Source organism: Enterococcus sp. DIV0756 (assembly GCF_051710745.1).
Classification (GTDB): domain Bacteria; phylum Bacillota; class Bacilli; order Lactobacillales; family Enterococcaceae; genus Enterococcus_A.
Map to the genome: position 1 here is coordinate 1,317,413 of NZ_JBIOLF010000002.1, position 24,772 is coordinate 1,342,184.

The 24,772-nt window shown below is 40.3% G+C and carries 17 protein-coding genes; 15 read left to right on the top strand and 2 right to left on the bottom strand.

From position 1 onward, the window contains the following. The first annotated feature begins 62 nt into the window (after nucleotides 1-62). The 3 genes from IGI44_RS22695 to IGI44_RS22705 all read left to right on the top strand — a co-directional run bounded on the left by IGI44_RS22695 (nucleotide 63) and on the right by IGI44_RS22705 (nucleotide 4,410). Nucleotides 63-2,033 carry a HelD family protein gene (locus IGI44_RS22695; RefSeq protein ID WP_438790177.1) on the top strand — a complete coding sequence of 657 codons (1,971 nt, stop codon included), beginning with the start codon at nucleotides 63-65 and terminating at the stop codon, nucleotides 2,031-2,033. Nucleotides 2,034-2,044: 11 nt separating this feature from the next. Further along, on the top strand, nucleotides 2,045-2,797 hold the full coding sequence (locus tag IGI44_RS22700) for a MerR family transcriptional regulator (protein WP_438790178.1): 753 nt from the start codon (nucleotides 2,045-2,047) through the stop codon (nucleotides 2,795-2,797). A gap of 188 nt (nucleotides 2,798-2,985) precedes the next feature. Continuing rightward, a complete protein-coding gene (locus IGI44_RS22705) occupies nucleotides 2,986-4,410 on the top strand; it encodes a glycoside hydrolase family 1 protein (protein ID WP_438790179.1) in 1,425 nt (474 codons plus the stop codon). Between the two features lie 81 nt (nucleotides 4,411-4,491). Here IGI44_RS22705 and IGI44_RS22710 read toward each other — a convergent pair whose 3' ends face one another. Next, nucleotides 4,492-6,528: an FAD-dependent oxidoreductase gene (locus tag IGI44_RS22710; RefSeq protein ID WP_438790180.1), complete on the bottom strand. Its 2,037-nt coding sequence runs from the start codon at nucleotides 6,526-6,528 to the stop codon at nucleotides 4,492-4,494. A 173-nt stretch (nucleotides 6,529-6,701) separates the two neighbouring features. Between IGI44_RS22710 and IGI44_RS22715 the strand changes: the two genes are divergently transcribed. Further along, nucleotides 6,702-7,664, top strand: coding sequence for a helix-turn-helix domain-containing protein (locus tag IGI44_RS22715; protein WP_438790181.1), 963 nt, complete (start codon nucleotides 6,702-6,704; stop codon nucleotides 7,662-7,664). 55 nt (nucleotides 7,665-7,719) lie between these two features. On the opposite strand, the gene IGI44_RS22720 is transcribed toward IGI44_RS22715, so the two are convergent. After that, the gene (locus IGI44_RS22720) at nucleotides 7,720-8,334 is read right to left on the bottom strand and encodes a GNAT family N-acetyltransferase (RefSeq protein ID WP_438790182.1); all 615 of its coding nucleotides are present in this window, start codon (nucleotides 8,332-8,334) and stop codon (nucleotides 7,720-7,722) included. 129 nt (nucleotides 8,335-8,463) lie between these two features. On the opposite strand from IGI44_RS22720, the gene IGI44_RS22725 reads away from it, so the two are divergent. From IGI44_RS22725 to IGI44_RS22775, 11 genes are all read left to right on the top strand, one after another. After that, on the top strand, nucleotides 8,464-9,444 hold the full coding sequence (locus IGI44_RS22725) for a helix-turn-helix domain-containing protein (protein WP_438790183.1): 981 nt from the start codon (nucleotides 8,464-8,466) through the stop codon (nucleotides 9,442-9,444). A 313-nt stretch (nucleotides 9,445-9,757) separates the two neighbouring features. Further along, the gene (locus IGI44_RS22730) at nucleotides 9,758-10,201 is read left to right on the top strand and encodes a PTS sugar transporter subunit IIA (RefSeq protein ID WP_438790184.1); all 444 of its coding nucleotides are present in this window, start codon (nucleotides 9,758-9,760) and stop codon (nucleotides 10,199-10,201) included. Nucleotides 10,202-10,283: 82 nt separating this feature from the next. After that, complete coding sequence (locus tag IGI44_RS22735; RefSeq protein ID WP_438790185.1) at nucleotides 10,284-10,568, top strand: PTS sugar transporter subunit IIB; 285 nt, start codon at nucleotides 10,284-10,286, stop codon at nucleotides 10,566-10,568. A 26-nt stretch (nucleotides 10,569-10,594) separates the two neighbouring features. Continuing rightward, on the top strand, nucleotides 10,595-11,857 hold the full coding sequence (locus IGI44_RS22740; RefSeq protein ID WP_438790186.1) for a PTS ascorbate transporter subunit IIC: 1,263 nt from the start codon (nucleotides 10,595-10,597) through the stop codon (nucleotides 11,855-11,857). A gap of 59 nt (nucleotides 11,858-11,916) precedes the next feature. Continuing rightward, nucleotides 11,917-12,537 carry an SIS domain-containing protein gene (locus IGI44_RS22745; RefSeq protein WP_438790187.1) on the top strand — a complete coding sequence of 207 codons (621 nt, stop codon included), beginning with the start codon at nucleotides 11,917-11,919 and terminating at the stop codon, nucleotides 12,535-12,537. Continuing rightward, nucleotides 12,537-13,436 carry a 4-hydroxy-tetrahydrodipicolinate synthase gene (gene dapA / locus IGI44_RS22750; RefSeq protein ID WP_438790188.1) on the top strand — a complete coding sequence of 300 codons (900 nt, stop codon included), beginning with the start codon at nucleotides 12,537-12,539 and terminating at the stop codon, nucleotides 13,434-13,436. Before IGI44_RS22745 ends, dapA begins: the two co-directional genes overlap by 1 nt. Beyond that, nucleotides 13,433-14,056, top strand: coding sequence for a bifunctional 2-keto-4-hydroxyglutarate aldolase/2-keto-3-deoxy-6-phosphogluconate aldolase (locus tag IGI44_RS22755; protein WP_438790189.1), 624 nt, complete (start codon nucleotides 13,433-13,435; stop codon nucleotides 14,054-14,056). The genes dapA and IGI44_RS22755 overlap by 4 nt, the downstream gene beginning before the upstream one ends. Nucleotides 14,057-14,092: 36 nt before the next feature. Then, on the top strand, nucleotides 14,093-16,162 hold the full coding sequence (locus tag IGI44_RS22760) for a BglG family transcription antiterminator (protein WP_438790312.1): 2,070 nt from the start codon (nucleotides 14,093-14,095) through the stop codon (nucleotides 16,160-16,162). A 173-nt stretch (nucleotides 16,163-16,335) separates the two neighbouring features. Beyond that, nucleotides 16,336-16,737 carry a VOC family protein gene (locus tag IGI44_RS22765; protein WP_438790190.1) on the top strand — a complete coding sequence of 134 codons (402 nt, stop codon included), beginning with the start codon at nucleotides 16,336-16,338 and terminating at the stop codon, nucleotides 16,735-16,737. A gap of 191 nt (nucleotides 16,738-16,928) precedes the next feature. Next, nucleotides 16,929-18,455 carry a helix-turn-helix domain-containing protein gene (locus tag IGI44_RS22770; protein ID WP_438790191.1) on the top strand — a complete coding sequence of 509 codons (1,527 nt, stop codon included), beginning with the start codon at nucleotides 16,929-16,931 and terminating at the stop codon, nucleotides 18,453-18,455. Nucleotides 18,456-18,571: 116 nt separating this feature from the next. Then, the gene (locus tag IGI44_RS22775) at nucleotides 18,572-24,748 is read left to right on the top strand and encodes a SpaA isopeptide-forming pilin-related protein (protein ID WP_438790192.1); all 6,177 of its coding nucleotides are present in this window, start codon (nucleotides 18,572-18,574) and stop codon (nucleotides 24,746-24,748) included. Nucleotides 24,749-24,772 lie beyond the last annotated feature (24 nt).

The window sequence follows — 24,772 nt, forward strand, 5'->3', positions numbered from 1 at the left end:
CCACTATAACACCAACCTTTTCAGATTTGCTAAGATGAGTTCTGATGAAAGGGGAGGATTAGATGGATACCACAATTGAAGAAAAGTATTTAACAGAAGTAACACACCAACTTAAAAGAAAGATCACAGAGGTTGAGGCCGCCCTGAATATCAATGAAGACAATTATAAGGAATTAAAGCATTACACCATTGATTATAAAAATGAACTGGATAAGTATGAGGTCTACAATCATCAGCAGCACCTGAAATTTCTCGACAGCCGCAGTGTTTTGGAAGCAAATGTTTTAAAAAAGCTGAAGTATCAAAAGGATACTCCGTACTTCAGCAAGATTACTTTTCAATTTGCGGACGAAGTGGAGGTTGAGGATTTTTACATTGGACGTTATGGCTTTGCGGATCAATACGGCGAGCAGCTTATTTATGATTGGCGAGCCCCCATTTCTTCTTTATATTATGATTTTTCTTTGGGAGAGGCTTTCTATGAATCGCAACAGCGAAAATTTCATGGACAGTTACGCCTGAAGCGTCAATTTGAAATCAAGCAAGGTGCGATCAGTTTTGTGGTAGATACGAATGATGCCGTCAATGATGAGTTATTGATGCGGGAGCTCGGCAAAAGTACTTCCAATGAAATGAAAACGATTATCCACACCATTCAAAAAGAGCAAAACGAGGCAATCAGAGATACAAAAACGAAAAATTTAATCATTCAAGGGGTAGCTGGCTCAGGAAAGACATCCATTGCCCTCCATCGCATGGCTTATCTGCTTTACCAGAAAAAGGAGGAGCTGGATGCTTCAGATATTTTAATTGTCTCACCAAATCAGGTCTTTGCCGATTACATCGCAACAGTGTTACCTGAATTAGGAGAAGACGAGCTGCCGCAGATAGATATCGTTAAGTTAGGGAGCCTATTTATTGAAGAGAGTTATCAGGTGGTCAATCGTCATGACGAGTTACAAGCCGTATTGGAAGAGCCGCATTCTAAACAAGCGGAAGCCTACAGATACAAGCAATCGAAAAAATTTTACAATCAGCTTCTGAAGCACGTCGAAGAAGTAAAAAGTCGCCTATACGCTAGTGAAATTATAATTGATGAGCAACATATTTCCTCCTCAGAAATTAAACGTCTTGTCGATCAGCAGTCAGAACAGAATTTGTTTGAGCTGATTCAAGAACTAACGAAACTGTTGAGCAAACGGGTGTCTGAATTGAGTCGTGAAAAATTTGCGAAACAATTGGAACAGGTATTCAAGAAACGCATCAAAACGACTGGAAGCTTAGCCGATTACTATCAATTTCTTTCTACGAAACAACTGGAATTTTCACGAAAAAGAAATGTCATCAATTATTCGGATTTATTCCCGTACCTGTTCTTTAAATCGATGATTGAAGGGATCAAACCGAATAAAAAGATTCAACATTTGGTAATTGACGAGATGCAGGATTACTCATTGTTACAGTTAGTAATGATCGAACGGCTCTTTCCATGTCAAAAAACCATTTGCGGCGATATTCATCAGTCACTAGTAGCCAATGATCCAAGTTTTCTAGCAGATATTCAAGCTGCCTTACCTTACTCCCGTCTATTAAAGTTTCGAACAAGCTATCGCTCCAGTTTTGAAATTATGGATTTTGCCAGCCGCTTCATCGATGCAACTGAAATTCAGCCAGTGCGGCGTCATGGCAAGGAAGTGGAAATCCTTGATTATCAGCAAAATACGTTGGCGCAAAAGCTAGCTGATTTTAAAGCTAGTGAGTATAAATCGTGTGGTATAATTTGTCAGAATTGGCAGGAAGTGGCAAAGATAGAAGCGGAGTTTCCAGCTGAACAATTAACCCGCTTTGAAAAGGACACGAAAAAGATTGCGGAAGGGATAATCCTAACGACCGCACAATATGCAAAGGGATTGGAATTCGATCAGGTAATTTTACCAGATATTCGTTCCCAGCAATTGACGCAAAAAAGCACCCTGCTTTATACCAGCTGCTCTAGAGCACTGCACGAGTTGACGCTCTTAGTCAGAGATTGAAAGGAACACAAATGAAAACGTATCATACTTCAGAGGTAGCAGCTCTTGTCGGTTTGCACCCAAATACGATCCGCCGCTACGAGGAATGGGAGCTGATTCCTATTCCTCCTAGAGCGAATAATGGCTATCGGGTATTTACTGATTTCCATATCGAAACAATCAAAATTGCCCAGGTCGCTTTTCAGATCGAGGTGTTGCAATCGGGATTGCGAATCATCATGGTTGAGATGGTCAAGGCGGTGGCACGCTATGATTTTGCTGAGGCACAAGCTTTGCTTGATCGCTATCTAGAATTGGTAGAAAAAGAAATCGCCAATGCAAACGATGTGATTCATGTGGTAGAAAATATTCTGGTTGGAAAAACAGAGGAAGAGGCGCTGTGTTTAACCCGCAGTGAAACCGCTGAGTATTTAGGTGTGACTTCTGAAGCATTGCGTAATTGGGAGCGCAATGGGCTACTTGCTGTCAAAAGAAGTAAAAATAACTATCGTCTCTATGATCAAGAAGATATTAAACGGTTGAAGATTATTCGAACCTTGCGCTCAGCAAAGTATTCCTTAGCCGCGATTTTACGGATGTTGAATGCGGTAGAGCAAGAAAAACAAGACATCAAGTCATTATTAAACCCGGTTACGCCAGATGATAGTATTATTTCCGCCTGCGACAATCTGATTGATTCATTGGAAAAGGCTAAGATAAATGCCTGTGAGTTGAAAAAACAGGTGGCTGATGTACAGAAGCGTTTTTTTAATAACAAAGTCTAAAAAAGCGTTTGCATTTTCTCGATTTAGAGTGCTATAATTCTTTTAGTAAGAAAATAAATGGATAGTGATTGCTTTAAGCAAGCTAAACCTGTGAATAAATGAAGCGTGAGGAACGCTTTGTTTGTTGACGGGTTTTTGACGTTTTAAGAAGCAATTCTAACAAAAAATAAAGAAAAGAGGCTATTCAAATGACATTACCAACGGATTTTTTATGGGGTGGAGCGACAGCAGCCAATCAATATGAAGGAGCCTGGGACGTTGATGGAAAAGGGGAAAGTATTCCAGATCATATGCGGGCAGGTGGATTGCATAAGCATCGAGTGATGACGCCTACCATTGAACCGGATGGCTATTATCCAAACCATGATGGAATCGATTTTTACCATCGTTACAAAGAAGATATTGCGTTGTTTGCGGAGATGGGATTTAAAGTGTTTCGCTTAAGTATTGCCTGGTCACGAATTTTTCCCAAGGGTGATGAGCAGGAACCAAATGAAGCCGGCCTGGCTTTTTATGACAAGGTTTTTGACGAATGCAAAAAATACGGGATCGAACCGTTAGTTACAATCAGTCATTTTGAACTGCCTTATGCCTTAGCGGAGAATTATGGCGGCTTTGCCAATCGTAAGACGATCGGCTTCTTTGTGAACTATGCGACGACGTTGTTTGAACGCTACAAGGACAAGGTGAAATACTGGCTGACCTTCAATGAGATCAACTTCGGAACATTGCCTTTAGGCGGTAAAAATTTGTTAGGGATACTAGCTGAAGAGGATGATGAAGAACGACGTTTCCAAGCGCTTCACCATATGTTCATTGCGAGTGCCAAAGCAGTCAAAGTCGGACACGAAATCAATCCTGATTTCAAAATCGGCTGCATGCTGGCTTACATGACAATGTATCCGTTGACCTGCAAGCCTGAAGATGCGTTAGCCAGCCAAGAACTGGTCAAAAAACTAAATTGGTTCTGCGGCGATGTTCAGGTCAAAGGGAAATATCCGTATTATATGAAGAATTATTTTAAGAAACACAACATCAATGTAACATTTGAAGAAGGCGATGAGGCAATTTTAAAAACGGGAACAGTGGATTACTATACCTTCTCGTATTACATGACCAGCTGTGTCACTGCGAACATCGAAGAAAGTGAGGATCGAGTGGGCGGTAATCTTTTTGGTGGTGTAAAAAATAATTATCTGGAAACGAGCGAATGGGGGTGGCAAATCGACCCGGTTGGTCTACGTTTTACGCTAAATGAGCTCTATGATCGCTATGAGATTCCACTAATGATCGTCGAAAATGGTTTGGGTGCAGTGGATAAAGTGGAAGAGGACGGATCCATTCATGATGACTACCGGATTGATTATATTCGCCAGCACATTGAAGAGATGAAAAAAGCCGTGGAAGATGGGGTCGATTTGATCGGCTATACACCGTGGGGGTGTATTGATTTGGTCTCTGGCGGAACCGGCGAGATGTCCAAACGTTATGGGTTCATTTATGTCGATAAGGATGATGAAGGAAACGGAAGCTTTGACCGCAGTCGAAAGGACAGCTTCTATTGGTATAAAAAAGTGATTGCTACGAATGGGGAAGACTTATCTTACGAATAAACTAAATAAGCCATTTACTATACAAATAGATAGTAAATGGCTTATTTTCTTTACTTTTGTTAAGTCTGATTCAAAATGACTTTACACCTTCATCGCTGCTTCATAGGCTTCCCAAATGGCATCCATTACATTGGTCGGTTTCTTGGCGTCACCTATCAAATGAACATTCTCTGCTTGGATTACTTGATACAATGCATCATCTGGTGTATAGCCGACAGAAACAATAATATCGTCAGCCGGAATTTCATGGGCTTTTGGCATGCCTTGAACACCCAGAGCGAACATGTGCTGCGCTCGATTTGCAACATTTGGATAATTCTTGATCGTTTCTGTTACGTAGGCAGTGCCATCGGAAAATTTATCAACGACTGAATTTTTAAGAACCGTCACTTGATAATAATCTAGCAGCTCCATCATCATATTGTAGTTGGCTGCTGACAAACCAAAGGCATTTAAAATGGTTTCGCTGGCTTCGACGATGGTCACTTTCTTTCCTTTTTTAGCTAGATCATAAGCGATTTCGCAACCGGTTAGCCCGCCACCCACGATCACTACACTGTCACCTGTGATTTCTTTGTGGCGTAACGCCTCAATAGCGTAAGTCACCTGTTCGCTGTCAAAGCCTGGTGTATCCAATCGTCGTTCATTCGCACCGGTAGCTACAAAGACTTCATCATATTCTTTTGTTTGCTCGGGCGTGATTTCACTATTCAATTGAACACGTACCATCAAATCATCCATCTGTTTCTTGTACCAGTCCAATAAATGGCGATCGTCCTCTTTGAAATCAGGGGTCGCTGCCGCCACAAAGACGCCGCCTAATTGATCGGTTTTCTCATATAAATCAACGGCATGACCACGAATCGCGGCAACCCGAGCCGCTTCCATTCCACCGATCCCGCCACCGACGACTAGAACCTTTTTCCGTGTTTTCGCAGGAGTCAATGCATAGCTTTTTTCTCGCCCGCAAGCGGGATTGACTGCACAGGAAATATCTTTAAATTGGAAAATTCGTCCTAAACAACCTTGATGGCAATAAATACATGGGCGCACATCATCTAAGCGACCTTGAGAAAATTTTTCAGGTGCGTATGGATCGGCCAATAATGGTCGGCCCATTCCCATAATATCCAGTTTTCCATCGGCAATCACTTGATCAGCCAATGCTGGATCATCAAATCGGCCAGCACAAGCGACCGGAATCGAAACGACTTCCTTGACCTTCATCACGTCTTCTAAATTGCAGGCCTTTGGCATATACATTGGCGGATGAGCCCAAAACCAAGAATCGTAGCTGCCGTTGTCGCAGTTCAGCATATCGTAACCGAATTCTTCTAATTTTTTGGCAACGATGAAGGATTCCTCGTAGTCACGTCCTTTTTCTTCAAATTCTTCGCCAGGGATCGCTCCTCGATTAAAGTCCTTCACATAACTTTTCACACTGTAGCGCATTGAAACAGGAAAATCTTGACCGCAAGCCGCTTTGATGGCTTCAACGATTTCTCGGATGATCCGTAGGCGATTTTCCAAGGAGCCGCCATATTCATCGGTCCGTCGGTTAAAGAAGGAGATCGCGAATTGATCCAATAAGTATCCTTCGTGAACCGCATGGATTTCGACACCATCACCGCCCGCATCCTGGACTAGTTTTGCACCTTTTGCAAAGTTTTCTACGTAGGTTTTGATTTCTTCTTTGGATATTCCGCGATCCGTTTTGGTCGGGTCCCAGACATTTTGAATCGGTGCAGGGGCAGGGCAGATTCCAACGAGGCCGTGATTTGCTCGTCCGGTCAGAGCGGTCAATTGCACAAACACTTTTCCACCGGCTTCATGAACGCCATCCATTAAATATTTCATGTCTCTGACATAGCCCTCAGGATTGCTCAAAATACAAAAGCCCATATTATCCACGACCGGCATCAAACCAGTAATGATCAGTCCGGTACCGCCCTTGGCTCTTTCGATATAATAATCAGTACCCTCTTTGGTATAAGCGATGGTTTCCATACTTAGCAGGCGTGGGGAAAAGACCCCCATCGGCATCATGGCGATTCGATTGGGAATTTCAACAGGACCAATTTTCAAAGGGGAAAACAAACTTTCAAATTTTGCCGTCATACAACTATTCCTCCTTTTTATCGAGTTATTATCTTGTTGTATACCAATCCACAAAATCAGGTTGTGAAATGCTAAACAACTAGTATAATTTAAGTATAGGATATCTGATCAAGATCACTATGATTTTAGCGCCCGAGGAATATAATTATTACGCGAGGGGAGCGGAAATACCTATGACAGAAGAAGGAATTCATTGTTCTCAATTTTCCAAGTCGCAGGATTATTCGTATGGTCTGTCTCAATTGAACTTTCAATACACGATCAATAGTCCCAAGGAAACACTGTCCGTCTCTAGAATCTATCAATTGGATCATTTCGTGTTGACTCATAGTATTGTCGATCGTTCTCAAGGTATTTTCACTCGTTGTTCCGAGGCGCAAAAGGATTACTTAGGCTTTCGATTTATCAAAAAGGGCTATGAACGTCATTCAGACGGGGAAAAGACCAGCATTCTAAAAGACTACACCATTGGTATTTTTGATTTGCGGGCAACCAGCCGCTATCAGCGAGAAAAACTGACCGAAGGGATCAATCTTTTTATTCCAAAGGATTGTCAGACGGAAAAGCTTTTCGCTCCTTCCAGTCGTATCATTGATGCGGAAAGGGGGATGGGCAGGGTTTTATTGGACATGGTTTTCCAGCTTGCCGAGCAGTTTACTTTTTGCTCCGAAGAAGAAAATTATCTCTTACTAAAGCATTTCATTCAGCTTTTTTGTGATTGGTTGCCGGAAACAGTGCCTTTTTTAGAGCGGAAAAATTACAATCAGCTTTTAGTCAGTGCCACGGATTTTATGCGCAGAAATTTGCAGGAGGCAGGCTTGACGATCGAGCAAACTGCTGCTTATTGCCAGACTTCTATTCGAACGTTGCAAAAGGTGTTTCAAACCGCGGATTTATCCTTTAGTCATTACTTGAATGATTTACGTTTGACTAACGCGGCGATTCTTTTGTATCAAACCAGTTTGCCCATTACGACAATTGCCTTTCAATCTGGCTATAATAATTCCGCTTACTTTAGCAAACGCTTCAAACAAAAATACCATCTTTCACCAATGGCTTATCGGAAGAAAACCCAACTCATGCTAGAAAGAGACGCGACAGAAGCCTATGACTGTCCTTTGTTGACCAAAATATAGTTAATCAAAAAGGAATAGCCCTCATTTTTAATCTGAGAGCGATTCCTTTTTTGCGTCAATTTACGTTTTTAATAAAACAGTATTCATTATAGGGAACCTGCTCGCTTTGATGGATCTCGGCTAATTTAAAGCCGAAATGCTCATAAATCGGAATGTTCGCCTCGGTCATTGTTTCTAGCACGATATCCATGTTCTTCTCCTGACACTCCTCAAAAATTGGTGTCAGCAGCTTACGCATTACGCCAGTTCCTTTCGCTTCCTCTGCCACGGCAATTTGAGCGATATAATAGCTGTTTTTCGAGTATTTTCTGTGCCAAGGGAGCGCGTGATGTATTTCAGCAACTAGCTTATTTTTTTGTAAAAGCTGTTTCCGATCCTTTTTAGGAAGTTCCTTTAAGACTTTTCTGGTTGGTAAAGAATAGACAAACTGACGAAACAAGGTGAATTTTTTTGCTGGAATACCGCTGATCATACCAATAATCGGTTCGCCATAAACGCGGATATCACCATGTTCTAAAAATAGAAGCAATTCCGCTTTGATAAATTTCTTTAAAATCTCCTCAGACTGCTCCATATGTTCAGTCATAAAAGTAAAATGCTCCAAATTTGAAAACCGTTGGTAAATAAAATCAATTATTTCAGGTAAATCCTCCATTGTTGCGCTTCTCATCGAAATCACTCCTTTATTTGCTCCTTGTTCATTTAGTATAGTTAATTTAAACTAAAGATAATTAGGAATTCTACTATAGTAGAAATTAGTGAGTAGAAATTAGTGGAATTCAAAAAGGAGGGAATACGAATGGATGGAGAAATCTTTCGCCAATTACGTAAGGATCGGGGATTGAGCCTGCAGGATGTGGCGGATGAAGTGAACAGCGTTTCCTTTATCAGCAAGTTTGAAAAAGGGGCCTCGCAGATCAGCTTCTATCGACTGGAGCATTTGTTGGAGCGAATCAATGTTTCCTTTGAGGAGTTTCTTTATTTACGTATTCCTGATGCAGATTCAAAAATGTATGATTATCTGTCGGATCAGCCTTTTTTTATGACGGGGAAATTTATTTTTTATTTAAACCAGATTTTCAAATACAACGATGAAGCGAATCAATCGCATAATTTTAAAGAGGCTATTAATCAAATGGAGTCGTTGAAGAAAGAGCTCTTAGGAGAAACAAGAGATGAGAAATTTCTAAAACTGTTGTGCCAGTTATTAACGTTGAACTATCAATTAAATGAGCGGGATCAAGAGCAACCGAGAGATATTAAAAAGTTTTTTGCTACGCTTCAAGAATTATCAGCCCCTGTTGTAAAGTATTTATACAATGTTGAGAACTGGGGCGTTTTTGAAGTACTGCTTTTTCGCTTTTTTCAGTTCAGCTTTCCTGTTGAGACGGTTCATCAATTATTAAGAACGGCCGTATCGCGGATAGAAAAGGAAGCCGGAGTTCAGTTGATGCAGCGGATGAAATTTGAATTATTGTTCGGCACCTGTGCGACATTTATCAATTTCCGCAGGCTTTCTTGGGCAAAAGAAGTATTGGTGGAAACAGAAAAGCTGCTCCACGACCAAAGCGATCTGTCTAATAGTACAAAATTACTTTTTTACCAAGGCTGGGTAAAAATTATGTCAGGTGCGATTGATGAAGGGAAACAAAACTGTCAGCAGGCCATCTCGATCTTTCGTATTTTAAAACAACCTTCTATGCAGCGAATGTATGAAGAGTTGCTTCAGGGGATTCTGATCAATCAGCAAAATCACAAGGAATTTTTTATTTTTTCATAGATTTACAAATTCAATGGAAGTATATCCAAAAAAAGGCTAGCTAACAGATGATTAGTTAGTCTTTTTGCTTGTAGCTGAAAAAGTTAGACCAGTCTTTCTGAGCAGTTGAAAAAAATATGAACTGAACTAGAAACAGAATCATCAATTCCAAAAGGAAAACCTGATTTTCCAGCTAGATTTGTGAGAAAGGGCTCGAACAGTTCAGTTCTTATTTATTTTCCCAAATAAACCGAACCGACTCGGCATTGCGGATGTATCCGTTGTCAAATATAGTGAAGATGTAAAGGAAATACGAAAAAAAGAGGTGAAAGAAGTGCTGCACGAAAGTATTGACGAATCATATATTCAGCTTGATGTAGAAGTTGAAAATTTCGAAGAGGCCATCAGAAAAGCCTTTGAACCATTAGTTGAAAAAGCGACGGTCACACAAGGATATGTTGAATCGGTCGTTCAGATCTATCAAAAAACCGGACCTTACATCGTGATCACAAAAAATATTGCATTGCCTCATGCACCAGTAGCAGATGGTGCGAAAAAGCTGGGCTTAGGATTTGTTCGATTGAAGCATCCTATTGTTTCGGGGCATGAAACGAACGATCCGGTTAAATATCTTTTTCCTCTGAGTGCCAAAGAGAGCAATGATCATATTGAGCTATTGTCGAAGTTAGCCGAGTTGTTAAGTCAACCAGCGTTTATTACATTTTTGGAGAAGGTTTCAACTAAAGAAGAGTTCCTAAATTATTTTAGAGAACACTAAGAATGATTAAGTAAAATCGGTAAAAACTAGTTTTCGCGAAACTAATTTTAGATACAGTGCCATTAAAAAGGAGAGAATAATTATGTATAAAGCATTAGTAGCATGTCGAGCAGGAGTGGGTTCTAGCCTGATGTTGAAAATTAAAGTAAATGAGGTCGTCAAAGCCAACAATTTCCCCATTGAGGTGGAGCATTCTTCTTTGGATGGCGTCCAAGGGTTTGGCGGACAAATGATTATCACGTTACCGGATGTTGCGGAAGAATTAGCTCAAAAAAATTTGCCCTATAAATTAATCGGGATCGGCAATATCGTCGATAAAAATGAGATCAAATCAAAACTAGAAGCGGTCCTAGCCGAATTAGGGTAAGGAAGGTTATGGGAGGAAAATAGAAAATGGACTTTTTGATCAGTTTTTTAAGTACACCAGCGGTCATGCTAGGGTTAGTGGCATTTATTGGGCTTGTGGCTCAAAAGAAGAGCGGGACAGAGGTGCTAACCGGAACCTTTAAAACGATTATCGGTTTCTTAGTTTTCAGTGCGGGTGGTTCAATCATGACGGCTGCGCTGCAAAACTTCAATCAGTTATTCCAAAGCGGGTTTCACATTCAAGGCGTGGTGGCTTCTCCGGAGGCCGCAACGGCTTTAGCGCAAACTGAATATGCGTTTGTTACCAGCTGTACGTTGATTGTTGGGTTCGTCATGAACTTAGTGATTGCTCGAATCACGCCATTCAAAAATATCTTTTTCACCACAGGGCATAGTTTATTTTTCGCATGTGTACTCTCATTGATTTTAAAGGCACATCATGTCGCTGACATTCCTGCGATCGCTATTGGGGGATTATTATTAGGTTTCTTCTCAGCAGCATTACCAGAATTGTGTCAACCCTTCATGCGAAAGATTACCGATAGTGATGCAACGGCGATCGGCCACTTTAATATGATCGGTTACGCCTTATCCGGATATATCGGAAAATTATTTAGTAAACACAAAGAAAAGACAACGGAACATATTAATTTTCCTAAATGGCTTTCCTTTTTCCGTGACTTCCTAATGGGCGTTTCGGCAGTGATGTTGATCTTATTCTATGTTTCTGCGTTAAAGGCTGGACGTCCTGCGGTTGAAGAACTTGCCGGTTCTCAGCATTGGTTAGTGTTCCCGTTTGTACAAGCCTTTACGTTTGCGGCGGGGATGTCGATCTTGATGACAGGTGTTCGGATGTTCTTAGGAGAAATTACGGCTGCCTTCGTTTCAATTTCAGAAAAATTTATTCCAAACTCTCGTCCTGCACTAGACGTGCCAACGGTATTCCCTTTTGCACCGACTGCGGTTATCGTGGGCTTCCTGTCTTCTTATGCAGCGGGTCTGATTGGTGTCTTCATCATGGTGGCACTTAAGTTTCCTGTGGTGATTATTCCTGCAGCGCATATCTGCTTCTTTTCTGGCGGAACTGCGGGTGTGTTCGGAAATTCCACTGGCGGTTGGCGTGGGGCAGTTGTTGGATCGTTTGTTATCGGATTATTGCTGGCATTTCTTCCGACGGTCCTTTATCCCTTGTATGGTACCTTGGGGATTGAAGGCTCCACGTTCCCGAACATTGATTACAACGTAATGGGTATTCTGTTAGATAAACTATTGGCATTATTTGGTAGGTAAGATGAACAGACTTAGTGGGAATCTGCTAGGTCTGTTTTAAAAAAAGTGAGGTCAAACTGATGGAAATTACTACAAAAAAATTGGATGCATATATTGAGATTCTTCAACCGGAGATCAATGATTATATCAATCGTTTAGATAAAAGAACCGTCGTAGAAGCTTGTAAAGTTATTTCGGAAGCCAAGCGCAACCACGGACGCGTTCACATTACAGGAGTTGGCAAACCTAGTCATGTAGCAGAATATATCGCTGCTTTAAATTCTTCTGTTGGAACACCTACCTACTACTTGGATACGACTGAGGCAATTCATGGGTCAGCCGGACAAGTATTACCAGGAGATGTTGTTATCGCTATCTCAAATAGCGGGCAAACCGAAGAATTGAAGCGAACAGTAGAATCTTTAAAACGTTTAGATGCCAAGATTATTGGTGTCAGCGGCGGTGAAAATTCATGGTTGAAGGAACATTCAACGGTCTTTCTTTTAGCGGGCGTGAACAGAGAAGGAGACGATCTGAACAAACCCCCGAGAATTTCAATTATTGCCGAAATCATCGTCTTGCAATGTCTTTCGATTTTATTACAGCAGGAAGAGCAATTGGATCTGGATAAATACTATCAGTGGCATCCAGGAGGCGCTTTGGGCGAATCAATAAAAAATCTAAAGGAAGTTGGCAGCTAATGAAAATCAAAGGAATTATTACTGCAATGGTAACGCCGCTAACGGATGATGGAATTAACGAAGCTGCGACACGAAAGTTAGTGAATAAGCTGATCGAAGACGGCGTGCATGGGCTATTTGTCCTTGGAACAAACGGAGAATTCTATGCCTTGAGTGAAGCCGAGAAACTGGAATTGGTTAGAATTGTTGTGGATCAGGCTGCCGGGCGCGTGCCAGTTTTTGCCGGTTCGGGCGGTATCTCCACTGAAGAAGTCATTAAGCTGACGAATCAATTCGCGGAGCTGGGGGTAGATGCAGTTTCTGTGATTACTCCTTATTTAATCAAAGTTAGTGATGAAGAGCTGATCCAGCATTATCAAACGATCGCGCGAAATACCGAATTGCCGATTATTCTTTACAACATTCCCGCTAATACGAAAATATCCATCAGTGAGTCGGTTTTTAAAGAGCTGATCAAACTTCCACAGATTATCGGGATCAAAGATAGCAGTGGGCAATTAGAAAATATTCAACTGTATTTAGACTTGAATCAGCGGGAGGATTTTTCAGTCTTAGTGGGTTCAGATTCGTTGATTTTACCAGCTTTGCAAAAGGGTGTAGATGGTGCTGTCGCAGCGACCTCTAATGTCCTAACAAAAACGGATCTAGGTATTTATCACGCCTTTATTGAAGATAAAAGCGAAGAAGCACAGGTGCTTCAAGAAAGTATTAATGACTTTCGGCGGATTCTGAAGCTGGCGACGGTACCAAGTGTTCTTAAACATAGTCTGGAACTTACAGGAATTCCTGTCGGTGCACCGAAGTCGCCAGTTTGTAGGGTCTCATCAACATTTGAAGCAGAGATTCGCAGAACATTAGCAAAATACCAAGAAATTGAAGGGATGAACGCACTATTATGAAAAGAATAGCAACCTTATCTCGAATTTGCCAAGAAAAATTAATGGCGATCATTCGAGTGGAAACAATCGAACGGGCACAAGAAATCGTTGATGGCTGTCTTGAAGGGAACATTTCCTGTCTGGAAATCAGTTATACAAACAATAACGCCGGCGAGATTATTGAGCAATTAAAAGAAATCTATCAAGAAAAAATCGTGATTGGGGCAGGAACAGTCCTTGACAGTGAGACTGCTCGTCAAGCACTATTAAAAGGGGCAGAGTTTATTATCGCGCCAAATTTCAACTTGGAAGTAGCCAAAATGTGCAATCGTTATCAAATTCCTTATATGCCAGGCTGCACCTCAATGACCGAAATCGTTGAAGCTTTAGAAGCTGGTGCAGATATGATCAAAGCTTTTCCCACCTCTTCCTTCATTGGTCCAAAAGTTATTTCTACTATAAAGACACCTATGCCGCAGGTTCCAGTGCTTTCTTCAGGCGGTGTCACAGTGGAGAATGTAGCTGACTGGCTTGAAGCGGGTGTTGATTGTATGGGGATCGGTACATTATTGTCAAAAGGCACAAAAGCAGAGATCGCAGAAAATGCAAAGCGATTGCGTCAAAAAGTTAATATGGATTAGAAGGAATTTTAGACAGGAGGAATCGCCGTGTACAAAATGGATCAGAGAACACGACAAGTATTGATAAAACTGATTGAAAAGCCTGTTTGTTCTCAAAGTAATTTAACGAATCAGCTTCATTTATCACGCGTTCAAGTTGAGTATGTTATCAACAAAATTAATGAAGCCTTATCTGATGAAGGTCTTCCTCCTGTTTACTTTGATGGAAATAGCTTCCATTTATCGGAAACCAGTCGCCTGTTTTTTGTTGACTTTTTTTCTGGTGAAAATAGCTATCGTTATTATGAAATGGATATCGAGGAGCGAAAAAAATATATTTACCTGATGCTTTTCTATCATTATGAGGAATATTTATCAGTGAATCACTTTTTGGAGGCGTTAGATATCGGTAAGACCACCTTCATCAATGATCTAAAAAGAGTGGAAAAGGAGCTGGAAAGCTTCGATATCCAGATTAAATACAATCGTAGAAAAGGGTACTATTTAGCGGGAAATGAATCAGTTTTGCGCTATCATTTGATGAAGCTGGTTTTGGAGGATCTACGTTCGGACAATGGCAGCTTCCTTTGGGATTATTTTCTATTTAATGAAAGTACGCTTGATAAGGAGCAGACGTTTGAGCAGATTGCCGCAGAATTAGAGCGCTATTCGATCGTTTTGGTAGAAAATCGATTGTTGGAATTTAGCTATATGCTGATTTTCCTATTGCCTCATCTATCTAAAGAAGGTTCTGACTTTTATGAGCGGTACAATTTTCAAAAGCTCTACCAGATGAAGGAGTATACATTTTCCCAAAGTTTACTTGAAAAATTCTCAATTGATAATGAGTATGCGGTTCTCTATATTTGCGGATGGATGCTGGGAATGGCAATTGGAAATGCCGATGAGGAGGCTCCCGATTCCTCAATCATCAATGAGTTAGTCGAACGGATTTTTGATCGCTTTGAGCGCTTATCGGGGATTCGTTTTAAGGATAAAGCGACGGTTAAAAAGCAAGTATACAGTCATTTTCGACCGGCATATTACCGTTTGTTTTTCCATTTACCAATCATTAATCCCTTAAGCGAAAAGACGATCCAGGAATATCCTGATTTATTTCAAATCGTCAAGGAGACGATGAAACCGATTGAAAATTTATTTGGAACAATGATTCCTGATGAAGAGATCGCCTTTTTAACCATCCATTTCGCCTCTTTGATTGATAATAATGACGAATATCAGGTGAAACGAAAGGTCGGAATTATTGTCTGTCCGAATGGTATTGGCAGTTCTGCAATTATTTATAATGAATTAAAAAATCTTTTTCCTGATATGATTTTTATTGGACCAATCGAAACGAATGAAATCTATCAAAAAAAACAGGATTACGACATGATTTTTACGACAGTCCCGAATATGCGACTGTACTCTTTAAAAAAACCTGTCTACACAGTCAATCCCATTATGACGATTAATGAAAAATACAATTTAGTTCAAGAAGTTCAAGGCGGAAACAGAAATTTATCCTCCGACTATTCATTTGAAGAATTATTTTCAATAATTGATAGATTTGCAACCATCCATGATGAGAGTGGCTTAAGAAAAGAGCTAGTCCGACAGTTAAAACAGCCCAAAAAGAATCAATTAAAGAATCCACCAGCAAAAAATGCCGAGAAAGAGGATCTCAGTTTAGTTGATATTTTATCTCCCTCGTTTATTCAATTAACGATTACTTCGAATAGTTGGGAAGAGGCCTTTTACGTAGCAGCTACTCCGTTGATTGAGGCAGAGATTGTTAGTCGTCGCTATATCGACAAAATCATTCAAACGACTTATCAGGAAGGACCATACATGGTTATTTCGGAAAATGTTGCTCTCCCCCATGCTCGTCCGGAAGACGGTGCAAGAGATGTAGGCTTAGGGATTACAGTCTTAAAACAACCAATAAAAATATTAGGCCGTACACCGATGAAATATATCTTTACCTTAGCCGCCGTGGATAATAAAAAGCATTTAACCGCTTTAGCTGAATTAGTGGCCCTGATTGATCGAACCGACTTTTTTCAAATGCTGGATACCGCCACATCACCAGAAGAAGCCTACCAATGGATAGCAGCACTATTATAGATGAATAGTTAAGGAAAACAGCCGTGCTCACTGATGAGTACGGCTGTTTGCAATTGATTGAATCGTTCTAGAGAATTCACTAAGCTGGCTTCGTTAATACTTTTACAAGCGCTTTCTTTGCTTTATGGACAATATTCTAGCATAATAGGCAAAAATTCAAAGGAGTGGACGAGATGGCAACAATGGTGTTTATCAATTACCCAGTGAAAGATGTGCAAACTTCAACCGAATTTTACGAGAAATTAGGCTTCAAGAAAAACGCGGAGTTTTCCAATGAGCAAACGAGCTCAATGGTATGGGACGAGACATTTTGGATTATGTTGTTGGAATATGATTTCTATAACCTATTCCTAAAGAATAAAAGGATCGCGGATACAAAAAGCGAAAGCGGGGCATTGACAGCCTTTTCTGTCGAAAGTCCAGCTGCGGTGAGGAAAATAGCAGAAGCGGCAAAGGCCAACGGTGGTGATTACTTCTCAGTGGATATGGGGATGCCTGAAGACCAGATGTTTAGTCTAGAAGTAACGGATCTTGACGGCAATCAATTTGAGCCAGTCTGGATGAATATGCCTTAACCATAGAATCATGGATATGAAAAACCTATAAGTTAGAATAATTCTCTAGCTTTTGCATTGGATTTTCATATTTCATGATTTTTTTGCGACACTGAGCGTCATAATACCTTTTTTTCTAATTATTTACTATTCTAAAATAGATGAATCTAATGGTAAAAGAATGAATGATTTTTAGAAAATGAGGGATTAGGATGCCAACAACGCAAAAAGATTATTTTGAAGAGCTATTCGATCGGGAGACCTTCCTTCAGCGACGAATGATTTTATTATTGAATGAAAAAAACGGGTATTGGGTCACACGTGAATGGTTAAGTGAAGTTTTAGGATTAAGCAAACGAACAACCTTAAGCGTAATGAATAGTTTATCCGAAAAAATCACTGCGCTTCATTCGGAAAAATTTACACTCCAATTGTCAAAGGGAAAGGGAATTCGCCTTTGGATTGCTTTGGATGCGGATGTCTATCAACTGGTAACAGAGATTGTTCGCGAATGCCCGCCAGTCGTTCTGTTAAAAACATTGATTTTAGATGAATTTGAAAGTGTTAGAAACTATGCATTGACTCATTTCACCAGTGAATCAACGGTTCGCAGAGACCTGATGAAGGTTCGGCGATTACTCTCTCGCTATAAAATTGAGATCAGCCGTGATGATTTTCAGCTGTTGGGAGAAGAATATCAAATTCGTATGCTCATGGTTATCTTTTTTTGGAGTATTTATCGTGGAAGTAGTTGGCCCTTTTCTTATATTGATGAGCAGCTAATTGAGGATTATGTGGAAAAAATATTAGACAGTGAATTTACTGTTTATCCAAACATACCTTATGCCTATAAAAAACAGTTAGCTTATATTTTTGCAGAAGCGATTATTCGTACCCGTAAAGGGAACATCCTCCAGATGCCGACCAAGCTAGAAAGACAGATTACTTCAAATACATTGTACCCTGTTTTCGAAAAGATTCTATGCCGTATCGAAGGTGTGATTAATACGAAACAATCTGAAATAGCCTTCTTTTTCCTAGTCTGGATATCCATGTCGAAAACAATCGATGTTTTCAAAGAACCGTTGATAGAATCGTTATATCAGCAACAAGCGCAGCAAGAGACACAAATTTTTTTAGCCACCGATTTGATGGTTCTCCGATTTCAAGACGAGTTTTTTCCTATTGAAACAGAAGAATTCTGGCGCTTTCGCAATTACATCTTGAGCAGTCATTTTTTTGCACAATATTTTAAAGGGTTCAACACCGATATGACAGGGAATACTTACAAATCCATCTTTATCGAACGTTATCCGCGAATGACGGAAAAAATGCGCCGATTTATTACCTCACTATACGAAGAATCCAAAAATTCAATCTATCTTGAAAAAGATTTTCTAATGATTCCTTATTTAAAAAATGCGTTATATCTAGAGGACCCTTGCAAGTATGAAGTACCTATTACCGTCCTAGTAGAAAGTGATATGCCTAATTTAATGATTAAGAATTATATTGAGCAGTTAAATGGTCATTTTAAGTATTTATACAATGTGACATTTTCTGATGTCTTTGAGGCAAAAAGTAAAAAAATAGATATCTTGTTGACTACGGGAACCTTAAAAGATTTAAAAAAGGTTTATCCCGAAGCGAGAGTAGTAGTCATAGGTCGACGTCTAGTGCTTAATGATCTCGATCGACTAACACAAGTATTAGAAGAGGTCTCAAAAGAAAAACAATAAAATCGATCTACCAAAAAGCGTTCTATGAAAGCTTCATTTTTGAAAATTTCTGAAAGAAAAATCTGCTATAAATAGAAATAGCAGTGTAAGAAAATAGAAATAAGAGGTGGGAAAAAATGAAGTCGAAGAAAACATGGGATCGATTCATTTATGGGTTTATGACCTTGGTAATTATGATCAATTCGCTGACGCCATTGACGGTCTTTGCCGAGGAGTTAACTAAACCGGGATTAAAACTTGAAAATGTTACAGAAGGACAAGACGCGAGTCAACTTGACGTTCGGCTTACGTTAGAGGAGGGGCAAGAAGATCGTAGAATTCAGCTTTCTCAACCAGTAATACAGCAGGCGACAATGGAAATAGCGGATCAATCAACACCGTTAAAAGTAGAGAACGATCAAGTAATACTCATTCCAAGTAACGCTGCTGGAATAGGAATCATCCATTTAAACTTGAAGGACACTGATGAGTTAGCGAACTTGGCTATTTCTTATGAGCAACAGAAACTAACCTATACATTTGAACGAGCAAATAGTTCTAGTTCGATGGACACAACAGAAGTGACAACCAGTTCTTCAGCAACAGAAAGCAAAATGGAAAACACGGAGACTGATTCAACCAAAGAAACAACAAAGCCATCCGATGCACCAACAGAATCCACTCAGTCAAAAGCAACCGAAACGAATACGCCGCGGGCTGATGGCCCTACCAATATTCGAGATTATTTTCCGAATGGTGAAGGAACGATTTTGACGAGCTCGAATTTAGTTTATTTGGATGAGAATGGCAATGTGGTCACCCCGCCAATCACCTCTAACACGACAGTCCGAGCGTTCTATACCTGGAATATTCCAGAAGATGTGCGTCAGCAAATCGAACCAGGCGACTACTTTGATTTTAAACTACCTGAAGAATTGAAACCCAAGCAGGCACAAACTGGTGAATTAAAAAATGAAGCAGGCGAAGTTTATGCGAAATATACCATCGATCAAGACGGAAATATTCGTTTTGAATTTACTGAAGAAGTAAAAAATCAAAGTGATGTTAATGGCAGCTTTTACTTTGATACGGAATTCAAAAAGGAGCATATTGATGGCCCTGGGGATATCACCATTCATTATCCGGTGGAGGATGACTTGCCGCCTGTCAATATTGAGATCCGTCCTGATACAGAGCAATCCATTGACAAACAGGGGCACTTCGATCGGACTCCTAATCCCAGCAGTGTCGAGTGGACAGTCGACTTTAATCAATCCATGAACCATTTAGAGGACCCAACGATTACGGAAAAATGGCCTGAAGGAATTGAGTACAAATCTGTAAAAGTAATGGAATTAGAAATGAATCTCGATGGAACCATCAAAGAAGTGGGGCGAGAACTTAGTCCGAATGAATATACCGTTGATAAAAATGGCAATGTCACGATCTTAGGTGAGACCAACAAAGCCTATCGTCTAGTCTATCAAACAGATATTGAAGACTTAGCGAAGCCAGAAAACGGTGGAAAAGTCAGTTTTACCAATGTTGCACAGTTGACGGATAAAAATGACGAGGACGGAATCGATGCCAAAGCAACAGTGACAAACACTTTTGGAAAGCCAGTTGAAAAAAATATGGTCGGCTATGATCCCAATAATCAGGAATTCAGCTGGGCGATCAAATACAACTATGACGAGAAAAATATTGCTAAGGACGACGCCATCATTACGGACACCATTGGTAAAAATATGGATCTTGTCGATGATTCAATCAAGCTTTATCCAATCACCTTCGATAAAAAAGGAAATGAAGTTAAGGGAGAAGCCTTAGTTGAAGGAAAAGATTATGTTTTGGAGCCCAATCCTGATGGCGAAGGATTTGTCATTAAATTTTTAAATGATGTCGACGGAGCGGTGCGAGTCGAGTACAAAACAAAGGTTAATGGTATCGTCTCCGATCCTACTCAAGTAACAAATAATGTTACGACAGGTACGGGACAAACAGACGGTGACAAAGGAACGGCGCAGCAACAAAACGTGATCAAAAATATTACAGATATCGATTACACGAACAAAAAAGTTGGCTGGAAGATCAATGTCAATAAGAATCACTATTACATGGAAAACCTAGTATTAACGGACACCTATTCCCCAATACCCGGCCTATCAATGGCCATCAAAGATGATCTGACTCCGGATTTTGAAATTCGTGATGTAACGAAAAATCGTGTTTTGGTACCGGGACAAGATTATGATCTTGAGTTATTAAGTGATAGCTCAGGAAAGAATGAGCTGGGTTTTAAAGTCGTTTTTAAAGGAGATTACAATCCGACGGAGTCCGAATTAGAAATCAATTATCGGACGAATTTTGATGTGACTCTATTGGACCCTAATAATCCTGAGCTGGATCATTTCAAAAATAAAATGCAGGCTGATTGGGAAGATAAAAATGGCGGGAAGCATACTTCTGATGATGACAAAGATTTCAAACCCCATGATCCATTCCAATTAAATGCTCAAAAAAGTGGAATCTATAATGCGCAAACAAAGCATATTACTTGGACGATTGCGGTGAATCTCAGTCATAATATTCTGACACACGCACAGCTGCAGGATAAAATAAAAGAGAATCAAGACTACGTCGATGGCTCATTGAAAATTTACAAAGCGGAGGTCAAGAAAGATGGCACCGTTACGAAGAAGCAGCCTGAAACAGTCGTAAACGACGAGATGGAAAAGATTGTTGAACCTAGCACGTCCAATGATCAGCTGCTGCAAATTGATTTTCCTGAAGGCTCAGATGAAACATATCTAATCGAATTCGACACCTCTGTGGAAGGGAAGATCGTCGAAGGATCGAATCAATACACCAATGTCGCGCGCTATGAAAACAATGATGATGACCGCGATGTCACCGGGGAGGTCGGCGTGAAATACGGCGGCAAATACGCGCAAAAGACTGGAGAACAGGACAGTGAAAATCCTGATTATGTCAATTGGCATGCAGTGATCAATCCTTCCCAATCAACGCTTGATCATGTGGTGATCAAAGATGAACCTTCTGATAACCAAGTGATCGATCAGGATTCCATCCAACTATATGAAACAACCGTTGCAGAAGATGGCACCGTTACGCCAAATTATGATAAACCGTTGAAATTAAACAAGGATTACACCGTAGAAGTCACCACAGATAATGTCACTGGCAAGCAAACCATGACGATCAAGCTGAATGACAAAATCGATACCGCTTATCAGTTAGAATACCGCAGCTATATCACCTCCTCTTCTGAGGGAAGTAAAGATACTGTTTCAAACAAAATTACGGTAACAGGCGACAATGAGCAGACGGTTTCCGGTGGTGATGGCGAAGATGTCACGGTAGAACTGAATCATAGCGGCGGTTCAGCGTCTGGTAAAAAAGGCAAGCTGGTGATCCAAAAGACAGAAGCAGACGGAAAAACACCTTTAGCAGGGGCTAAGTTTGAACTTTGGAATACCTCAAAAACTCAATTGTTGCGTAAAGGTGAAGTTGATGAAAATGGACAGCTTATTTTTGGAAATCTTCCTTATGGTGAGTATTTATTAATTGAGACAGCCGCACCGAAAGGCTTTACGATCTCAAACGATTTAACGGAAGGTCGGAGAATCACCATTGATGATAGTACTTCAACTGAAAATGCCGGAGTGATGACGATTCCGAATGAGCGCAACAAAGTCATCCTGCAAAAGACTGACGCTGATGGAAATCCCATCAAGTTTGGCGGAGACATTCAAGAAGGTGCTCGCTTTAAACTAGAACATTTTAGCAATTTGATGCCGAATCACGCGCTTTGGGAACCAGTTGAATTGAATCCTGACCGTTTAAATAGTGAGGGGATTTTAGAAATTGATAGTTTGCCGCTAGGACTGTACCGGATTACCGAGATTGAGTCACCCAATGGCTATATTCTGAACAATGATCCCGTAACTTTTGTAGTCTATCGCAACAGTCATCATCAAATTCCAACGATCAATGTAACGTATAAAAACTATCAAGGTTCTGCTGAACTGATCAAAAAAGATAGTGAAGGTAATCCGCTTCAAGGCGCCGAGTTTGATGTTTTAGATAGTAATGGCAAGAAAGTGAATCCACAGCCATTGGTCTCACAAGCAGATGGAAAAGTTATCATAGCAGGACTTGCACCAGGCGACTATAAATTTGTCGAAACCAAAGCACCACAAGGCTATATTCTTAACAATAAGGAAGTCCCTTTTACGATAGATGAAGTTGCTCATGGAAAACCCAAAACAGTGACGACACAATCAAACGGTTCTCCTTTAGAATTAGTCAATTATCAAGGTTCTGTTGAATTTGTGAAGAAAGATAAAGAAGGCAAGGCGCTTGCAGGAGCCGAGTTTGATTTATACAATGAAGCGAATCAAAAAGTAAACAAAGAACCAATTAAATCAGGTGAGGATGGAAAGGTTCATGTCGAGCAACTAGCGCCAGGAAATTACACGCTTGTCGAAACGAAAGCCCCAGATGGCTATCTGTTAAATCAAAAGAAGGTTACGTTTGCGGTGAAATCGTCCCAAAACGGCAAGGTTCCAGTCATTGAGTTAGCTGACTACATTAACTACAAAGGGTCTGTCCAATTAACGAAACGCAATACCGATGGAGAAGGCTTATCCGGTGCAGAATTCACTCTTTATAAAGCTGATAAGAAAACTGTGGTAAAAACAGCTAAAAGTGATAAAAACGGCAACGTTCTCTTTGAGGACTTGGCACCGGGAACGTACTATTATCAAGAAACGAAAGCACCAACCGTTACTGAAGGCTCTGATTATGTTATCAATCCAGCCTTGATCAAAGTAGAAGTACCTAAAGCTGCCGATGGAAAACCAGCGATTGTTGATGTCGGTGATTTCCAGAATTTCCGTGGAAAAGCGCAAATCACAAAAGTGGGTGAGGGCGGTTCGATTGCAGGCGCAGAATTTGAGCTTTACCGAATCGTTGATGGCGAAGAGCAGCATGTACGAAAAGTGATTACTCCTGAAAATGGGATTCTTGATATTTCAGACCTTGGAGCCGGAAATTATAAGCTTGTTGAAATCAAAGCAGCACCGGGCTATATCGTCAACGACCAACCTATCTATTTTGTAGTTCAGGAAAACGATGAGCAAAACCCGATCATCGACAATTTAGATTTTGAAAATTATCAAGTAGAAGTATTTGGTCGGAAAATCAACGAAGGAAAAGAAGCTCTAGCTGGAGCCGAATATCAAATCTTTAAGGCAGATGATCAAGATCAGCCAGTAGGAGATCCGGTCTCTGTCACCAATCGAGAAGGTCAATCTACAACAACCATAGTTACCGATAAAAACGGTGAAATCTACTTTAAAGGAATTGACCTAGAGGGAGAAGCCTCGCAAAAATATGTACTTGTTGAAACGAAAGCACCTGAAGGTTATATCTTGGACACCAAACCTCATCCATTTGAGATTCACGAACAAACAGGAAAACCAGAGCCAATTGAGTTAGGTGATTTCATCAATTATCAAGGCTCAATCGAATGGCTGAAGAAGGATGAAGCTGGCAAAGCACTCCAAGGTGCAGAGTTCGAAATTCACGATGAATCCGGCAAGGTTCAACCAGTGATGAATGCATCAGGAAAAATAGTTGAAAAGCTTATCTCAGATAAAACCGGGAAAGTTTTTGCGACAGGACTAGCTCCTGGTAAATATAAACTTGTTGAAACCAAAGCACCAAATAATTTTGTCTTGAATAAAAAGATCGTTTCATTTGAAATCAGCGATAAAGCTTCAGGAAAACCTGAAACCATCATGCTTGAAGATTTTATCAATTATCAGGGCAGCGTCAAAATGACAAAGGTCTCTGATCAAGGGAAACACTTGTCAGGAGCGGTCTTTGGCTTGTATCATGCTGATGGAAAACAAGTTGGAGAATATACTTCTGATAAAAATGGACAACTCTTAGTCAAAAATCTTTCACCTGGGAACTATTACTTTATGGAGAAAGAAGCTCCAACTGGCTATACAATCAATAAAGAGAAACGAAAATTTATGATTCAATCAGCTGAAGAAAATAAACCAGCAATCGTTGATGTTGGAGAGTTTGTGAATAAGAAACTCCCTAAAACACCTGATGTACCGAAATTGTCAAACCAAGTAAACAATTTTAAGCATGATTTAGGAACAACAACAGGAAGTTACCCGAAAACCAATGATACCCGCAATCCATGGTTATTGGTGATTGGTGTAGCAGTTCTTATCATTGCTGGAACCATTTATTATAGAAGAAAAAAAGAGTAATTCTAAAGACCTAAACAGTGAAGT

What these genes read in the sequence shown, in the direction of transcription:
- IGI44_RS22720 (WP_438790182.1), bottom strand. Translation starts at nt 8,334, where the DNA reads ATGAGAAGCGCAACAATGGAGGATTTACCTGAAATAATTGATTTTATT.
- IGI44_RS22740 (WP_438790186.1), top strand. Translation starts at nt 10,595, where the DNA reads ATGGACTTTTTGATCAGTTTTTTAAGTACACCAGCGGTCATGCTAGGG.
- dapA (WP_438790188.1), top strand. Translation starts at nt 12,537, where the DNA reads ATGAAAATCAAAGGAATTATTACTGCAATGGTAACGCCGCTAACGGAT.
- IGI44_RS22735 (WP_438790185.1), top strand. Translation starts at nt 10,284, where the DNA reads ATGTATAAAGCATTAGTAGCATGTCGAGCAGGAGTGGGTTCTAGCCTG.
- IGI44_RS22755 (WP_438790189.1), top strand. Translation starts at nt 13,433, where the DNA reads ATGAAAAGAATAGCAACCTTATCTCGAATTTGCCAAGAAAAATTAATG.
- IGI44_RS22760 (WP_438790312.1), top strand. Translation starts at nt 14,093, where the DNA reads ATGGATCAGAGAACACGACAAGTATTGATAAAACTGATTGAAAAGCCT.
- IGI44_RS22695 (WP_438790177.1), top strand. Translation starts at nt 63, where the DNA reads ATGGATACCACAATTGAAGAAAAGTATTTAACAGAAGTAACACACCAA.
- IGI44_RS22710 (WP_438790180.1), bottom strand. Translation starts at nt 6,528, where the DNA reads ATGACGGCAAAATTTGAAAGTTTGTTTTCCCCTTTGAAAATTGGTCCT.
- IGI44_RS22700 (WP_438790178.1), top strand. Translation starts at nt 2,045, where the DNA reads ATGAAAACGTATCATACTTCAGAGGTAGCAGCTCTTGTCGGTTTGCAC.
- IGI44_RS22725 (WP_438790183.1), top strand. Translation starts at nt 8,464, where the DNA reads ATGGATGGAGAAATCTTTCGCCAATTACGTAAGGATCGGGGATTGAGC.
- IGI44_RS22770 (WP_438790191.1), top strand. Translation starts at nt 16,929, where the DNA reads ATGCCAACAACGCAAAAAGATTATTTTGAAGAGCTATTCGATCGGGAG.
- IGI44_RS22715 (WP_438790181.1), top strand. Translation starts at nt 6,702, where the DNA reads ATGACAGAAGAAGGAATTCATTGTTCTCAATTTTCCAAGTCGCAGGAT.
- IGI44_RS22745 (WP_438790187.1), top strand. Translation starts at nt 11,917, where the DNA reads ATGGAAATTACTACAAAAAAATTGGATGCATATATTGAGATTCTTCAA.
- IGI44_RS22705 (WP_438790179.1), top strand. Translation starts at nt 2,986, where the DNA reads ATGACATTACCAACGGATTTTTTATGGGGTGGAGCGACAGCAGCCAAT.
- IGI44_RS22765 (WP_438790190.1), top strand. Translation starts at nt 16,336, where the DNA reads ATGGCAACAATGGTGTTTATCAATTACCCAGTGAAAGATGTGCAAACT.
- IGI44_RS22775 (WP_438790192.1), top strand. Translation starts at nt 18,572, where the DNA reads ATGAAGTCGAAGAAAACATGGGATCGATTCATTTATGGGTTTATGACC.